12 protein-coding genes are annotated in these 17,890 nt (G+C 35.1%); 3 read left to right on the forward strand and 9 right to left on the reverse strand.

What is annotated here, in order from left to right; genetic code table 11:
* The first annotated feature begins 680 nt into the window (after nt 1-680).
* On the forward strand, nt 681-2,414 hold the full coding sequence (locus KMW28_RS17145) for an arylsulfatase (protein WP_169662860.1): 1,734 nt from the start codon (nt 681-683) through the stop codon (nt 2,412-2,414).
* Nucleotides 2,415-2,464: 50 nt separating this feature from the next.
* Here the strand turns inward: KMW28_RS17145 and KMW28_RS17150 are convergent, their stop codons facing one another.
* The 5 genes from KMW28_RS17150 to KMW28_RS17170 form a co-directional block, all read right to left on the reverse strand.
* On the reverse strand, nt 2,465-3,859 hold the full coding sequence (locus KMW28_RS17150; RefSeq protein WP_169662861.1) for a glycoside hydrolase family 140 protein: 1,395 nt from the start codon (nt 3,857-3,859) through the stop codon (nt 2,465-2,467).
* Between the two features lie 67 nt (nt 3,860-3,926).
* The gene (locus KMW28_RS17155; protein WP_169662862.1) at nt 3,927-4,343 is read right to left on the reverse strand and encodes a hypothetical protein; all 417 of its coding nucleotides are present in this window, start codon (nt 4,341-4,343) and stop codon (nt 3,927-3,929) included.
* 250 nt (nt 4,344-4,593) lie between these two features.
* Nucleotides 4,594-5,121, reverse strand: coding sequence for a hypothetical protein (locus KMW28_RS17160; protein WP_169662863.1), 528 nt, complete (start codon nt 5,119-5,121; stop codon nt 4,594-4,596).
* Between the two features lie 182 nt (nt 5,122-5,303).
* Nucleotides 5,304-5,657 (reverse strand): hypothetical protein, encoded by a 354-nt coding sequence (locus tag KMW28_RS17165; protein ID WP_169662864.1) that lies wholly within the window; start codon nt 5,655-5,657, stop codon nt 5,304-5,306.
* A gap of 260 nt (nt 5,658-5,917) precedes the next feature.
* The gene (locus tag KMW28_RS17170) at nt 5,918-7,273 is read right to left on the reverse strand and encodes a family 43 glycosylhydrolase (RefSeq protein WP_169662865.1); all 1,356 of its coding nucleotides are present in this window, start codon (nt 7,271-7,273) and stop codon (nt 5,918-5,920) included.
* A gap of 259 nt (nt 7,274-7,532) precedes the next feature.
* On the opposite strand from KMW28_RS17170, the gene KMW28_RS17175 reads away from it, so the two are divergent.
* Nucleotides 7,533-7,991, forward strand: coding sequence for a DinB family protein (locus tag KMW28_RS17175; protein ID WP_169662866.1), 459 nt, complete (start codon nt 7,533-7,535; stop codon nt 7,989-7,991).
* A gap of 162 nt (nt 7,992-8,153) precedes the next feature.
* Here KMW28_RS17175 and KMW28_RS17180 read toward each other — a convergent pair whose 3' ends face one another.
* The 4 genes from KMW28_RS17180 to KMW28_RS17195 all read right to left on the reverse strand — a co-directional run bounded on the left by KMW28_RS17180 (nt 8,154) and on the right by KMW28_RS17195 (nt 15,848).
* Nucleotides 8,154-9,263 carry an alpha/beta hydrolase-fold protein gene (locus KMW28_RS17180; protein WP_169662867.1) on the reverse strand — a complete coding sequence of 370 codons (1,110 nt, stop codon included), beginning with the start codon at nt 9,261-9,263 and terminating at the stop codon, nt 8,154-8,156.
* Between the two features lie 75 nt (nt 9,264-9,338).
* A complete protein-coding gene (locus KMW28_RS17185) occupies nt 9,339-11,207 on the reverse strand; it encodes a hypothetical protein (RefSeq protein ID WP_169662868.1) in 1,869 nt (622 codons plus the stop codon).
* A 66-nt stretch (nt 11,208-11,273) separates the two neighbouring features.
* A complete protein-coding gene (locus KMW28_RS17190; protein WP_169662869.1) occupies nt 11,274-12,791 on the reverse strand; it encodes a RagB/SusD family nutrient uptake outer membrane protein in 1,518 nt (505 codons plus the stop codon).
* Between the two features lie 9 nt (nt 12,792-12,800).
* Nucleotides 12,801-15,848, reverse strand: a complete 3,048-nt coding sequence (locus KMW28_RS17195) for a SusC/RagA family TonB-linked outer membrane protein (protein WP_169662870.1) — start codon at nt 15,846-15,848, stop codon at nt 12,801-12,803.
* Between the two features lie 472 nt (nt 15,849-16,320).
* Here KMW28_RS17195 and KMW28_RS17200 point away from each other — a divergent pair, with 472 nt between their 5' ends.
* Nucleotides 16,321-17,886: a hypothetical protein gene (locus KMW28_RS17200; RefSeq protein WP_169662871.1), complete on the forward strand. Its 1,566-nt coding sequence runs from the start codon at nt 16,321-16,323 to the stop codon at nt 17,884-17,886.
* Nucleotides 17,887-17,890 lie beyond the last annotated feature (4 nt).

The following is a 17,890-nucleotide window of genomic DNA, read 5'->3' on the forward strand; positions in this document are numbered from 1 at the left end:
TTTTTGTCTAATACAAAGGTGATGCATTCGCCTTACTATCAATTGGTCGATTGGTTCAAAGAATTGGAAAATTGGTTCAACAATCGAAAAGTAGCTCACCCTACCAACGTTAACATTTGTTCTCAGAAAAACTTAATCTTTCTTAAAAAGGTCTCCGTATAAGTAATTAATCTCACTCGAAAAAATTCATTGTTATGCTATTAATATTCATCATCTCAACCGCAATCAGTTTAATTCAAAAAATGGGTCAAAAAGAGTATAGTTTATAATAAACCTACTTTAACTGATCGTCGTGTTATACTCATAACATCATACAATCCCTTTACAAAGAAATATCTTACTGTTTAATTAAAACAGTAATAAAAATATAGAGCTTCTATAAAGTCTACTAGACTGTCAAGTCAGAGTAGAAAATTAAGAAGATTACCATTATTAATCATTTTAATTAAAAATGAAAAGTCAGGATAACTGACTAAAACCCTGTAAAACACAAAATTACAAGGTATAAGATATAGTATATTTGTTAAGATTAAGCTATTAAGGGGCCGAACTTTGTTGGGCTCTTTTTTTATTTCAAGATTTTGAGGGATTTATTGATGAATCTAAGGAAGAAACCTCCAAACGTCATCAAATAGCCTGAAAAGATTGATTAATTTATATAAGAAACCCATTACTTAACTATGAAATATATAAGCATTCTATTGATGTTGATGATTACTTTTAGTTGTTCATCCCCATCAAATGAAAAAAAAGAGGCTGATGTAAAGCCTAATGTATTATTACTTATTGGTGATGATATTGCCTTTGGTGATTTAGGTGTTTATGGCTCTGAAATTAATACTCCTAATTTTAATCGTTTGGCAGAATCGGGTGTTCGATTTACCAATTTCCACGCCTCTCCTGTTTGTTCTGTGACACGATCGATGCTCATGACAGGTTGTAATAATATTGAAATTGGTTTGGGATCTTTTGATTACTCTTTCTACCCTGCCTCAAAAGGAAAACCTGGATATGAAGGCTATCTTACCGAAAATGCGGTGACCATGTCTCAACTATTTAACGATGAGGGTTACGAAGTTATTAAAGTAGGAAAATGGCATTTAGGAGGTGAAGAAGCGGGTGGTTATGGACCTTTTCATTGGGGCTTTACCAAGGAGTTTGGTATCCTTTCGGGTGGATCAAACCACTGGAATAATTTGAGAATGACCCCTATTTTCTCTGATCCTGATTTCATGCACAAAAAATTCGAAGAACATTGGACACTGAATGGTAAGAAATATGACCGTCCCGAAGGTGTATATTCAGGAGAGTTATATACCAATCAGATGCTTGATTTTATAAAAGAGGCACATCAAAATGGGAAACCATGGTTCTCTTGGATGGCGTTTACCACAGCCCATTTCCCTATTCAAGCGCCTCCAGAATTAGTGGAAAAACATTTCGATTTTTACTTAAAACATGGATACGAAGGTTTAAAGCAATTCAGATATAAAAGATTAAAAGAAAAAGGATTGATCTCTCATGATGCTTCTCCTGCACCTGAAAATGATTTGGTAAAAAAATGGAATCAACTATCTGATGATGAAAAGAAATACCAAGCAAAAGTGTTTGCCACTTATGCTGCTGAAATTGAAGATCAAGACAATAGAATTGGTCAGATTTTAGATTACCTTCAATCTTCTGGTCAGTTAGAAAATACTATGATCGTCTATCTTTCTGATAATGGTCCTGAGGGAATGGAAGCGGAAAACCCGAATACCGGAAACCAAGTTTTTGGAGAGTGGATAGCTAATAATTACGATACATCTTTTGAAGCGATTGGTACGGCCAACTCTAGTAACTACATCGGTACGGCTTGGGCCAATGCGGCAACAGGTGGACTTTCTTGGTGGAAATGGTTTATCGGTGAAGGTGGTGTTCGTGTGCCAATGATTATCGTTCCTCCGGGTGCCACAAAAGAAAGTTATAAACGTGCGGGAGAAATGTCGAATGCTGTGATGTCTGTGAAAGATCTTCCTATGACTATTTTAGATTATGCCGGTATCAAACACCCTGGGGATACTTATAAAGGCAAAAAAGTACAGGCTCCTAGTGGAATAAGTGCACGTGCTTTCTTAGATGGAGCATCAGATATTATTAGAAATGATACCCAATGGTATGCTTTCGAATTGTTCGGCAATGCCTATATCATGAAAGGAAATTATAAACTGATTAAAGTTCGTAAAGGTATGTTTGGGGATGGAGAATGGCATTTGTACGATGTGGTAAAAGATCCATCAGAAAGTAAACCTTTGGAAAAAGAAATGCCGGATCGCTATAAAGAGATGTTGGGTATTTATAAACAATACGAAAAAGACCATCAGTTGGTGCAGGTGGATGAGTCTTGGAATGCGTTTAAGGCGGCTAGTGATTAATACTAAAAAATGAAGGCACTACTCGATTCTACAAGTAGTGCCTTCATTTTTTAATTTGTCCTGACACTAGCTGGCACATCAAAATCTTTCCCAACAGCATCAATTACCAATACCCAATCGTTCCCTTTCCCACTTGTTGGAGCAGCTATATTTACTTTATCCGATTTAATAATATCTTCCCCTCTAAAGCTATTTCCCGTTCTCGGATCGAACCACCAAACCTGCAGTTCATCTGTTGAAATGAAAGTCAAATCCAATTGTATAGCACCTCCCGAAGGAAAATAAACCATTCCATAATCGCCTTCTGAATCCCTAGTGGCTATTTTGTACTCTTTATTTTCTGTATTGTCACTTTTTATTATTTCTTGATCTGGAATTCGAGACAAATAAGGACGGGACAACATCAAATTCTTGAGATGTTTTGCTTGGTTGGCCATAGGTAGATCCATTGCTTCAGGCCAAGGTCTAAGAGGTTGATTAATCGGTTCTTTATCATTCTTAAACATCTGCCAAACATCATGACAACCATAGGACTGACCGAAAGCACCTGCAAAAACATTCCAATACATTATTCTTCTGATGTCCTCATGATTACTATACCCTAATTCTTTGGCATTAAAACAATTGGGATGGTCTTCGTACAAAGGTTCTCCATCGATTACTGGTTTGATGGGGGTTAATTGATAATCGTGAATAATATGAACATATGCATTTTGATCGATACAGTGGCCCGTTTGATGCATATTAAAATCTAACCATTTTTCTTGATGAAACCATGTAGATGAACCTCCGCCCTCTTTTGGCTGAGGGTGAAAACTCATTAAAGTTTTATCATAACCTCCGGCAGCTTTTACTATTCCCTCTGCCATTTGATTCCACACCTCGACATCATCAGAGTTTTCCCTTGGGTTCCGGTCTCCACCTATAATCCATATGATATTATCATAATCTTTGTACCGATTCCCTATCCACTTCCCAAATTGAAAGGCATTACTTTTATTGAATACTTCGGGACCATCACCCCAACTCAATGTATTCAATTTATCACCCCAAGTAGGTAATAAAGCAATGTATAATCCCAATTCATCTGCTTTTTTGATGATATAGTCCACATGCTCAAAATAAGCGTCATTGGGTTCATTTGGATTGTTTTTGATTAATGGCAAATGTCCGTAAGGATTGGGAGTTGTTAAACCATGCAACTCTGCTAAAGCCACTGCTTGAATCACATTAAATCCTTGTTCCGCTCTTTTTTTTAGGTAAAAATCTGCTTCTTCTCTATCACATCGATGAAATAATTCCCAAGCAGTATCTGCCAACCAGAAAAAAGGCTTTCCTTCTTCTGTGACTAAATATCGGCCATTATCACTTACTTCAAGGCGTTGTGCAAGCAATTGGAAGGAGTTGAATAGAAAAAATAGGACGCAAAAAACACGACACTTCATTTCAATAAAGGTTTAATAGTTTAGTTTAATGCTTGCTGATCAAATGTAGGTTATCGTATTGAAAATATCAAAAGGTTGTTACTTTTTTACTTGAATGTATTTTGTAATCGATCAACAATTCGCCATATGTCATATCTATTGGCTCAAAACTTACATAACAAGTATCTCCATACCAATCTCCATGATATTTTATCTCAAACTCATTTTGGATGGTGTCCATTTTGAGATAAGTTTCAGGAACGCCAATGTACAATTCCCCTTTACCATCAATATATCCTTTCATGATTAATTCCCTAGCATATGGGTGAATTGCCTTATCATCAATATGAAATTTGGTAACTAATTTTTCTGAATGAAGTTCTTTTTTTATTGTACCCTTGCTTGTCCAAAAACTAGGGATTTGGTGATAAAGCTTTATAAGGTAAGCTGTTAAAAGGAAGCAAGCGAGAATAAAAAATAGAGAAAAAGTGATTATTTTTTTCATTGTTGATATGTTTCTGATTTATAACATATATACTCCAAAACTCAGTCCCCCAATCTCCTCCCCATACTGAAGTATGAGGCTGGAAATAATTAGATTGGTAAAGACTAAAGTCTTTACCAATTTTGACGCGTACTGCTATTCACAAAGTAACAATTTAGTGTTGAAAAATTACTCGTCCAAGCCTTCAGGACTTCAGTCCTGAATAGGTATAATTATCACCACCCTCAGGTTTTAACCTGAGGATATAAAATTAATTCTCAACACCTGCCTCCTTCAATCTCTGATCTAGTGGCTTAAGTATTTCAATCCACTTCTCCCTTTCTTCATTAGCCAACGACTCCTTATATTTTGAAGTGAATAATTTAATTCTTGCCTCTCTATCATCATACCACCTTAAATAATATTCGATATAGTTTGTATTGTCTTCACAATAAGTCATTAAACAATTTTGTACTCCTGTCACATAGTAATATTGCATTGGTTCAATAATATCAGCTAAAATGATAGCTATTTCTCCTTTCAACAAAAGTCGTTCTTGACACTCAGAATAGATATTCGTGGAATCTGTTTCTTCAAAAAAATATATCAACTTTGGAAGTACATATGTTCCATATGCAAATACTTTTCTTGATGAAGAATGCCTAATAATTTCTTTAGAATTCTTTACTTCTTTTGAAATCGATGTGATTAGAGAATCTAATTCTTGTAAACCTTGTGCAAACGTGTGGTTTGCAAATAATAGAATAATAAGTGTTTTAATAATTAGTCTGATGTTCATAGTTTGTCTTTATAATGTATTCCCAATACTAAAGTCTTTCCCTATTTTGATGTGCACTTTTATTTATAATAGCAACAATTTGGTGTTGAAAAATTACTCGTCAAAGCCTTCAGGACTTCAGTCATGAATAGGCATAATTATTACCACCCTCAGGTTTTAACCTGAGGAAAAACAATTGATATTTAAATAATTATTTTCTTCATCAACATTTTAGGATTAATAAAAATAATTAAACCTACAATCAAATAGGTAATCTGGAAGGGAATACCAATATATGTAAAATTCAATGGGGGAAATAGCCATACAGTACCAGTTAATAATATAGCCGTAAATACCCAGCTTTTTAATTTCAAGGATGATAAATAGCTAATAAGAGCAACTACATTGATAATACCAATAATGAATAAAATTATATACTTATTATCTTTCATTAATGGAAACTTATCTATAGCACTAGGAAACATCATAATAACGATAAATAATAAGTAGGCCAATGAGAAAGTGATTATACTAATAAATTTTATAAAAGATTTCATAGTTAGATTTGTTGTTGAATTAGTTGAAAGATAAATATCGTTATACATTTTTTTAAATCCTTATTTCTAATCTCTAAATCAACCCATACTGAAGTATGGGGCTGGAAATAATTAGATTGGTAAAGACTAAAATCTTTACCAATTTTTATGTGTACTGTTTCAACACTTTAGTGTTGAGTGAATACTCGTCCAAGCCTTCAGGACTTCAGTCCTGAATAGGCATAATTATCACCACCCTCAGGTTTTAATCTGAGGAAAAATCACCTAGAAAACAACACCCAATCCAACTCCATTTCATCCACCTCTTTAAACACACACACCAAATTCATTATCCCCTTTGGGCGATAATTCAATTTAGTATCAACATTAATCCAATCCTCATTGGTATTACCTACTTCAACAGTTGCTATGAGTTTACCATTTGGAACATTTTCTCTAAGTTCAATTCTACCACCTTTTGCTTTGCTTTTTACCTTAAGTTGAACATTCTTTGGTTTGTCATCAAAGGATACGGTATTGTATTGCACCCAACTTTCCTTTTTAGTATTCGTGATTTTCCATTCTGGAATACCTACTCTTTTCACAAAATCGACTTCTGCATTATGTATTTCAGAATATCTATCGATCTGAATTGTATCTTTTGCAGAAGTGATCCCAACCCCTCTTAAAGTAGGAATCACCTTCCTAATCGATCCATCCTCCTCAAAGAATAAACTATCTACAGACACCGATCGAAGGTTACCTGCTTTTGATATATCATTGTGATGATAAAACATATACCACTGATCCTTATACTCAACAATAGATTGATGATTGGTCCAACAATCTTCAAAACGATCCATGATTGTGCCTTTATACTCGAAAGGACCTAAAGGGTGCTTACTTATAGCATATCCAATCTCTTCAGTACTATTTTGTGTATCCAAATTATGAGGGAAAGTCAGGTAATACATTCCTTTTCTTTTGAACACAAAAGGTCCTTCTTTATATTCTTGGGGTAAGTTTTCAATCACCACCGTTTCCCCAACTATTGATTTCATATCATCACTTAGCTTTACCACTTTTAGAGAGTTTCCTTTTCCTCCACCCCAATACATATAAGCTTGTCCATCATCATCAATAAAAGCATTGGGATCGATCCCCTTTAGACCTTCAATATAATTAGGCTCTATAGTGAAAGGACCTTCAGGTTTTTCTGCTGTAGCTAATCCAATCTGACGAAATCCACTCTTGTCTGCTGGTTTATTGGGGAAGTAATAGTAGTATTTTCCTCCTTTGGATGCGATACAAGGTGCCCACATTCCATAGCCCAATTTATTTCCCCAAGGTACATTTTCTTGAGCTACTATTACTCCAAGATCCGTAAAGTTCACTAAGTCTTCTGTGGAGAAGGCGTGGTAATCTGTCATCACATGACCGTTACTTTCTTTCTCTGCACCCAATTTCTCCCATTCAGGGTTCCAAGGAACATCGTGTGAAGGATAAATATATAATTTACCATCATAAACTCTTGCTGTAGGATCGGCAGTGTAGATGTGTTTTATTATCGGATTTTGAGCTATTGTGTTTAAAGAAATGCTCAAAGTTATCAAAATCAGTAATCCTATTCTTTTCATACTATGTGTAGTTGTTTGTTAATTGATAATACTTTTTTAAAAGTCTCTCCTTATGGTAGATGAAAGATATATAAAGGATAATGGGTAAATGGTAAATTAATGAATGAAATGAAGGGTAATTTTTTGATGATTAATTTTTTACTAATCAAATGAATGAGGTATTACGCTTTGCTTTTCACTTCATTTTCACTAACTAGGAATAAATTAAATACATCTAACGTGCTCTCCTTTAGATCACACCAACTTAAATTAAACAACTATGGAACAAGCTATCTTCAAAAACCTAAGAACCAATCATCATATTTTAGCTAAATTTATCGATGGTTATTCTCTGGAACAGTTGAATAAAATTCCTGATGGATTTAGAAATAATTTAATATGGAATATAGGTCATGTACTTGTTGCTCAAGAAGGGTTGATCTATAAATCTTCAAATCTGCCTGTTCACGTAAGTAAGGAGTTAATTGATAAATACACGGTGGGATCAGTACCCGATGGCAAAGCAACTCAAGAAGAAGTTGATGAAATCAAAAAGTTATTATTCAGCACTTTGGATCAATTGGAACAGGATCTAAATAATGATGTTTTTAAAGAATATCACGAGAGAAAAACAAAAACTGGTTTTACTATCTCGAATCTGAATGATGCTTTAGTTTTCACTAATTTCCATGAAGGAATACACTTGGGTGTGATGCTTTCGATAAAGAAGTTTTTATAAAATAGTCCTGCTTTAAGTTAATACAACTTTCAATATCAAGACTATTTTATCATTAATTTGTAAAAGTACCTACTTCTTCTAATGAGTACGGCGAAATTATAATCTGATATATACAAAAATAGGTTATCTCACTTTACCTTCTGAGATAACCTATTTTTATCATTAATTGAGATTGTTTTTAAATAACATAGGAGCTATTTTATAAAGATTTTGTCTCCAAACTTTATAAGTATGCCCTCCTGATATAGACTCAAACTGATATTTTATTCCTGCATTATCAAAAAGTAATTGAGTCTCCATACCATTCTCATATGCATGATCTTCTTTACCTCCTTGAGTAAAGAATAATAATTTATTTGTTTGTTTAAATTTATCAGACATTCCTATCACCTGTGATTTTCTTTTGGATTTATCATCAACAATTCCTCTTGCCTGTTTCCAAGTATCACTTAACCACCAACCAGAACTTAAGATTCCGACATAAGCAAATTGATCAGGATAGTCCATTATTATCTCTAAAGTTTCCAGTCCACCCATAGACAATCCTATAATTGCTCTTTCTTCTGGAGAAGATTTCACTCTATATGTCTCTTCGATGAAAGGAAGAATATCATTCATAAACTCCTTTTTGAAAATAAGAGGTCTATCCAATAGTTGAGGTGTTTCTATTGTACCATTAGGCATTACAACCACCATTGGTTTGATCTTTCCATCAGCATATAAATTATCAAGAATATTATTTGCACACCCAATACTTGACCATGAGATATCGGAACCCCCTCCTCCATGAACTAAATATAAGACAGGTAATTCTTCTGTAGATTTTTCATAACCTGGAGGTGTCCAAACATGTAATCTTCTAGTTTTATTTAACGTACTAGAGTAATAATACCTTTTTGCTATTGCTCCATGTTTAATATTATCTCTTTGAGTATAAAATTGTTCTTTTGTTTTTACCAACACTGTCGGGGTACTCTCTCTTGATAAGGGAGATTGTGGGTCAACTACTTTCATTCCATCAACTTCAAAATAATAAGAATAAACACCATCCTCAACATTAAACCAATATCCTTCCCATACACCAGAATCGTCTTTTTTAAATTCTATTTTATCCCATTTATCATATGATTTTAGTTCTACATTTTTTGCTTTTGGTGCATATATCCTAAATGCTACTTTTTTATCAGGATATACTTGAGTTGACTGAATATCTTGCCCTAATAATCTTGAAAAAGTTATGATAAATATTAGAGAAAATTTTATTGTTTTCATTTCAGTTTTAGTTTATAAAAATTAAGGCACTACTCGATACAACGAATAGTGCCCTAATTCATAATTGTATTTTGTCTATTTATCTGTCATTCTGTAATACACCTCACCTACTTCGTCAATATTGAATTTAATTTGGAAATCAAAGTCACCTTTACTGTTCCATAAATTCGTTTTAAAGTAAGTAATTGTACTTCCATCTGTTGCATTGATAACTAAATTACCAACAGGTGCACCATATTCATCACCAGTAATTGTATAGGTAAATGTCCCTGATTTCATAGTATATTCTCCTAGATCAAATGTTCCATCATCTCCATAGTCTACACGAATATTACCTGTATAAACATCTCCATTTTGTTCTACTGAAGTGAAAGTAATTACATCGTTATCGGCTGCTTGAGAATCGCCATAACGTTGGTGACCATTATCAGAATCGCTATACCAATAATAGTTATTAATCATAATTCCGTCTCTAGCTCTCCAAGTTCCTTCTGGGAAAATACCGTTTGGATCTGGCTCTTCAGGATCGACAGGTGTTTCTCCGTCACATGGCTTCGTTCCTACAAAGTTTCTAACGAATTTATACCAATGGGCTTCTTGATCTACACCGCCAGCATTTCCACCGTTGAATTTTAAAGTGATCTGATCTGCTCCACCCCCTTCTACAGCATTTGGCACTTCTAGTTCTGTTCCATCTGTAGCGATAAATTTTATTGTCCAAAATTCTCTGCTCTCAGTATCATTAGGATTTTGAAGTAATTTCAATTCAAATCGTCCGCTTTCTGGGAAAACTACCCAATCTGTACCGTTACCATTTGTAAGATTACCATCTGCACCAGCTAAGTATTCGAAATCGCCTGAAAGGATACCTGTTTCTGTATCGAAAACTTCGTTACTGAATCGCATGATATTATCGAAATCATCACAAACTCCTGCATTTCCTCCTGGCCAGAAACCGATGTCTTCGATTCCCCAATCACCATTTAAAGAAATAGGAGCATATTCTGGAATTACTGGATCCGTTTCTTCTTCTCCCCCTTCATCAGGAATTGAAGCTCCATCTCTAATGATTGTATACCAAACTCTTTTACCAAAGTTTAGTTCTAACTCATTGTAGTTACAATCTTGCCATCCTAAATCGTTTGCTTCGGGAGAGAATGCTAATTCAAAAACAGAATAGTCTTCTGTATTGATCCATTCGATGGGTAAAGTAGTTTCTGTTTTTTCTTCTTGAGTTAGGATGATAGTGTTATTGGTAAGATCCAATACCCATTCAAAATCACCTTGAGGCATTCTGCCATAATAAGGAGCATAATCAATATCTGAACCTTGACATGCATTTTCCAAAACAAACGTTTCGAAAGTACCATCTGCACCCGAAGTATAACTACCTGTACCATAAAGATTACCTACTTCATCCACACCAACTGTCATAAATTCTAATTCGTTGTCAGTTGCCGCACCAGCACCTGGAAGCGTCCATTCTAGATCTTTAACACCTTCCCAGCCCCAGCTTTCGCCTTCACCGATAAAGTAGTGGAACTCCATTGGTTTACCCACTTTCCATTTTCCTTGGATTTTGTTATCGAATGATTGTACGGTTAGTACCCAATCTCTTACTTCTCCAGTGGCTGAAGTAACCTTATAAGTATATTCTCCAGATGATAAATCAACTGCTTCTCCAGAAGCAGGAAAGATTGTTGCTCCTAAAGAAATCTCGATTTGTGGGGTAACACTTGTTAAGTCCATACCATCAATTACATAAATGGTGAAATCACTTTCGCTAGGCGTTCTATTAATTTCTGCCGGACCGATTTGGATACCATCAATGAAATAAGAAATAATTGCTCTTTCGCTTGTTAGTAATTCGTTTGGGTCTTTAGGTTGACAAGAAATCACCCCTATTAAACCCAAGAATAGAACGAAGTTTATAATTTTTTTCATATGCTTGTTACTTTATGCCCCCCTTTATAGGGGAGCGTTGATAACCATAATTTTTTATTACTTGTATTAGTTTACTTCTGGGTTTGTGTCTACTTCGATCAATGGTATATCGAAGTAATATACACCCGATGACATTGGCTTACCGTATTGACCTCCAAGCACTGATTCCATGCTTTTTGTTCTTCTCAAATCAAATAATCTTTGACCCTCAAATGCCAACTCTTTACCTCTTTCATCAAGAATATACTCTCTAAACTCTTGTAGTCCCATTCCTCCTGCTAGAGGAGATAAACCCGCTCTATTTCTAATCTGATCCATTAAAGCATAAGTTTCGGCATTAGGACCGATAGCTTCTGCGTACACCATCATGATGTCTGTATATCGTAAGATAGGTGTATCGCAAGTGGCTTGCTGACCGATCATATTAGGATCTAAGAATTTGGTTGGGAAAGTGGCTTGTAAACCTCCTCCAGGATAGAAAAGTTCTTTATCTGCTCCTTCATCTCCTGCACCTGGAACGGTAACTTTATCGATAATCATTTCTAAGCTACCTCTACGATCTGCTGCATCATAATTAGCCACAAAATCATCTTCAATCCAAAGGTGTTCCCATCCACCACCTGGAATAGTAGTTCCGTTTGGTAAAATGACTTGTTCTGCACCATCTGCCCAAGGCATAAATAACATTGGTAGTTTTGTATATTCTCCTTCTAATAAACCATTACGGTCTGTGGCAGCCACAAAAATATGTTCCTTTGCTGCAATTCTAGTATCTACATTCCATGTCTCCGTTAAATCTTCTTCGAAAGAATAAGTAGATTGATCTTGTAATACTTTCTTAGCATAATTGGCTGCTTGAGTGTAGTTGGATTCAGCATCTGACACCCATTCATAACCTTCTACACCTGTATTTTTTGCAGATGCCAATTGCAAATACACTTTTGACAATAAAGCCCAAACAGCTACCTTATTTGCTCTACCATATACTCTTTCAGTGGATAAACGTGTCTCAGCATCATTTAGATCTTCTAATAAGAAGGCGTAGACATCTTCCATTGGAGAAACTCCTTTATTTACCTGATCTATTGTAGATACTTGTTGATCTCTGATTATCACATCACCAAAAAATCTTACCAAGTTAAAGTAATGTAACGCTCTTAAGAATTTAGCTTCACCTACAATTTCAGACTTTCTAGTTTCGTCCATATCTGGAGTATTTGGCACATTAAGAATTACTGCGTTTGCACGGTTAATCGCCAAGTAAGGATAACGCCACATATCTTCAACAATAGTATTGTTATTCAGTATTTCTAAACGGTCCAATGCATGTTGGTCCGCACCTGCATCGGGCTTAATTGTTAGCGTTTCTGTTGGTACCTCTGTTGCAATAATCAAGTGTCTAGAATAGTATTCAATATCTGAATTTACCGAATAGGTATAAGCTAAAGCTGACTCTGCATCAGAAGGTGTTTTATAAAAGTTATCACCGGATAAGAAACCGTAAGGGTCCTCATCAAGGCTGCAAGCAGATAAAGCGAATACTGCTGCAGCTGTTAAGAATATATTTTTAATCGTTGATTTCATTTCACTCTACTAGTTAAAAGTTACATTAAGACCTAACGAGTATGTAGTTGGCATTGGGTAATTGCCCCAATGTATACCATCTCCGCCTACTTCTGGATCATAACCATACTGAAAATCAGAGAAAACCACTGGGTTATCAATAGAAGTATACACTCTCAATCTATCTAACCATTTGATATTATTGCTACTGAAGTTATATCCAAGGTTGATGTTCGAAATTCTTAAATAAGAGCCGTCCTGAATCCAATAATCTGAAGCCTCATAGGCTCTTGCTTCATTTAAACTTGGATAATCATTGGTTGGGTTATCTGGTGTCCATCGACTCAACATTGCTGCTCCATCAAACCTTGTATTATTGTATACTTGGTTGCCTTGTACTCCGGTAAATAGAATAGAGAAGTCTAATTTCTTATATCTTAGTTTCGTACTGAAGCTATAAATAAACGTTGGGTTCGGATCGCCAATAATTGTTCTATCGTTGGCATCTACCACACCATCACCATTTAAATCAACATATTTAATTTCGCCTGGTCTTGCTCTTGATCCTGTTAAACCAGCTTCCAAACCTTCTTCGTAAGTTTGAATGATACCGTCTGTTTTATAGCCATAGAAAGCTCCTAATGGTTGTCCTGGCATTAATACTGTAATAGGAGTTCTAAATTTTTCTACTGTACCTCCGTACCAATCAAATCCATCAGTGTTTCCGATATCAACTACTTCATTTCTATTTTTCGAAATCATACCTCTCACACTCCAATCCCAATCTTTCGATTCGATTACTGCATAATCCAAACTTAATTCTACACCTGTGTTTTTGATTTCACCATCATTCACCCACATCATATCGTACCCAGAACTTGGAGCGATTTGCTCTCTTCTTAATAGATCTGTTGTGTACTTATGGTAAACCTCAGCTGTCAACATTACTTTAGATTTAAACAATCCAATATCTATACCTAAGTTAGCTGTTGTAGTTGTTTCCCATTTCAAATCTTGGTTGGCCATTCCTTCCCAAATTTTATAAATACCATCAGGAGAGTAAGAATATACACCTGGACCAAAACCTGTTGTAAATGTACCATCTGCTGTTGGGTTAGGATAACGACCTGTACCATATCTTTCATCAATTCTATAAGCAGGAAGACCTTGGTTACCAGCCTGACCCCATGAAGCTCTCACTTTCAATTGAGAAACCACATCTGAGTTCTTCAAGAATTCTTCATTTTGTACATTCCAACCTACGGCCACCGATGGGAAGTAACCCCATTTCTCATTTTTACCAAACTTAGAAGAACCATCCGCTCTAATTGTACCAGTAATTAAGTATTTGTCATCATAAACATAGTTTAAACGACCAATACCTGATAATAATAAACTAGAAGAGAGTGAATTGACAATGTCTTTATTTTCAGCTGAATTTAAGTCTTGATTCACAAGGTTATCGTTTACGAAACCTTTACCTGTTAGCTGACTTGTCCTTACAGTATATTTCTGAGCACTCCATCCAGCCATTGCACTAATTCTGTGTTTTTGGTTGATGGTTTTACTATAATTAAGGTATGTCTCACTTAATAAGTCCAAGTCGTTATAATTCGAGATATAACCGTAACCAACTGATTCTGCCCCTTGCCATGTTTTTCCAATTGGCTCATAATGATCTGTAATACCATTACCTGACTTGATGTTCATGGTTGTTTTCAATTCCAAATCGTTCATGATCTTTAAACTCAAGTACATATTTGAAATGAAATCGTGTCCTTTATTATTGTTAACCACCTCATTTGCCCATACCATTGGGTGGTAGAAATCTTGTCCACCAATAAAGAAGTATGATCCATTTTCGTCGTAAACTGGAAATACTGGCGAACGATTAACACCACCTGCATTGACAGAATTTTGATCGGTATGATTGTAAATTACATTTACTCCTGCCATTAAGTTTCTAAAAATCTTCTGATCCAAAGAAACACGCATGTTATATCTTTTGTAATCGTCACCTATATTAATCCCCTCTTGACCTAAGTATCCTAAAGAGAAATAATACTTTGTATTTTCGCTACCACCACTTGCTGATAAGTTATGGTCTTGTGCCAATGCATTTCTATAAACTACACCCGGCCAATCTGTAGATGTTCCCCAAGCTCCACTAGTTATTTCTTTAACAGACGGATAATAAGTCCCTTGGAAAGTTTCCCCTACATAAAATGGCTGTAAACCTGCATTGACCCTACCTTCGTTATGAATAGTTGCATATTGAGCTGGATCTTTGATAACATTAAATTCGTTAGGTGGTGTCGCCAAAGAAACTCTTGAGTTAAAATCGATCTTCATTTGTCCACCACTACCTTTTTTAGTAGTAATCATTATTACCCCGTTTGCTCCTCTCGATCCGTAAATAGCGGACGCAGAAGCATCTTTTAATACTTCAATCGATTTGATATCGTTCGGGTTAATTTGTTTTAGATTACCTGCATTACCAATAGGAAATCCATCAACTACTAATAATGGACTACTATCTCCTAAAAGAGAGCTTACCCCTCTCAATTTTACAGAAACATCGCTACCAGGTTGTCCAGAAGAATTGGTTATTTGTAAACCGGCTGCTTGTCCTTGTAATAATTGTTCTACCGATGTAGCGGGTCTTTGAGGTATATCATCCATCTTAACAGTGTTAACAGCCCCTGTCAAATCACTTTTTTTCATGGTTCCATAACCAACTACCACTACCTCATCTAACTGTTCTGCATCTTCAGATAGGTTAACATCAATAGTAGTTTGTGTTCCTATCTCAATTTCCTGAGATAAAAATCCGATGTAAGAGAAAACTAATGTGATCGCATCTTCAGGAACAGTCAAATTAAACTTTCCTTGAAAATCGGTTAAAGTACCGATAGCTGTACCTTTAATTAAAACGTTCGCCCCAATTAATGGCTCATTCCCTGTACTCACCGTTCCTTTTATTACTCTATCTTGTGCAAATGAAGTAAGAGAATAAAAAGTCAGAATGATAGACAGAACCACTTTTAGTTTTTGTCTTGAATAGAGTATGCCTTTCATTTCATTAATTAGTAAATAAAGTGTTCTAATAAAAAAATTCTGTTGTTGTCGTCAATACAAAAGCAATAATAGTTGAGAATACACTTTTCGAAAAGCCACATTCATAAAAGTACAATCATTGAATAATAATGTATCATGATTTATAGAAGTCAAAAAAATAGAATTATTGCATTTGAAGTCACTACCCAGTCATCACAGGCAACTTAAAAACCTTATTTAAAGCCACTTAAAGCCTGCTTTATTTATTAACTAATGTAAATAGTCAGAAGTTTAATCATTTTCATTTAGCTGACTGAAATTATATATAATACATTTCTGCCTATGTATTATACTTTTTTGAAGTAAATTATAACTTTAATTATTTGATAAAGATATTGCATCAACTTAAAGAATTACAACTATATGACAATAACATTGTAGGTCTTTATTTTTGAGATGAATTTTTTATCAAAAGATAACTTTATAGAACTAAATGAAACTATTAACTAAGGTATTTCTTTCTGGAATTATAACAACCACTTTTTTATCTTGTCAGGAAGAAAAACAACATCAATACTTCGCTAAAATTGAAGCCGACAAATACATTAGTAAAAATTTTATTGGTAATGGTATTCAGTGGGCGGCTTATCCGCATGCAGATGGACCGAACTCCGAATGGGGTGACTTAATTACACCTGCAAAATGGGATACAATTTATGAAAGATTAGATTATATGCAGCCTCAAACCATGAGGGTGTTAGACCAAGCCAATTGGAGATATTATAAAGGAAGAGATCAAAAAGGACAACCTATTTTTGATATTGATAACCCAGAAATGAAAACTTTGTACAAGGTCTTGGATTACTGTCAGACTCGAAACGTAGATGTTGTTTTTGGTGAATGGGGAACACCTTTTCATGTGCATGACTTACATATTAAGAATGCCAAAGAAAATCGTTTCGAAAACGCATACGATCCACAATGGATCAGTTTGATTGGGCAATATGTAGAACATCTTATTGTTGAGAAAGGATATACTTGTATCAAATTCTATAACCATATTAACGAACCTAACGGCGATTGGGCATCCACTAATGGTGATTATGAAGAATGGAAAAAAGGGGTGATTGATCTTCAAAAAGAATTTGAGAAGAGAGGGTTGGATAAATACCTAAGTATTACTGGCCCTGGAACGGTACCTCAGTATACAAAAAAAGGGTTTGATTATACCGGAGAAGAATGGGTAACAAAAACCATTGCTGATATTGATACCATCGTAGGTGCATACGAAATTCATACTTACTTGGGAACTGATAATACAAGAAACGGTAAAGCAGCTGAATCGATGCACATGCTCATGGATATGCCTGAAGTAAACAAAACAGGAAAACGCTTCTTTGTCGGAGAGATTGGAATTAAAGATGAATGGGACTCTAAGTACCAAGAATTAAATGTGGAAGCTGCAAAAAAAGATGGTTATGCTTCTATTTACGATTCTCAGATGGCCGTTTATACCTATCAGTATGGAGTGGATATGGCTGATGCTGTGATACAGTTAATGAATGCCGGTGCACAAGGAATGATCGCTTGGGATCTTGATGATGCTATGCATACAAAAGATGATTTAGGTAAAGTAGACCAACTAAAAAGATGGGGATGTTGGAACATCTTAGGAACAGAATTAATTGATCGTCCTGAAGATGAAAATATTCGCCCATGGTTCTACCCTTGGTCGTGGTTATGTAAATATTTCCCTAAAGGAACCGACATTCATACAATGGATACTCAACTTCCTGAAGGTATCAGAATGACTGCTGGAAAAATTAATGATGATTATAGCATTTTGATGGTAAACAATTCAGATACACTTCAAAATATAGCAGTGTCAGCTCCTATTCAAAAATCAGTTAAGCTTAAGCAGTTACAATATACCGCTGATGATTATAAACTAAATACAGAAATGGGAAGACCTGCGCTAAATAACACAGATCTTGATCTTAGAAAAGGTGGTGTAGTTCCTCTACCAGCTCGATCGGTAACTATTCTAAGCAGTTTATAATCTA

Origin of the sequence: Flammeovirga yaeyamensis, assembly GCF_018736045.1 — a bacterium.
Classification (GTDB): domain Bacteria; phylum Bacteroidota; class Bacteroidia; order Cytophagales; family Flammeovirgaceae; genus Flammeovirga; species Flammeovirga yaeyamensis.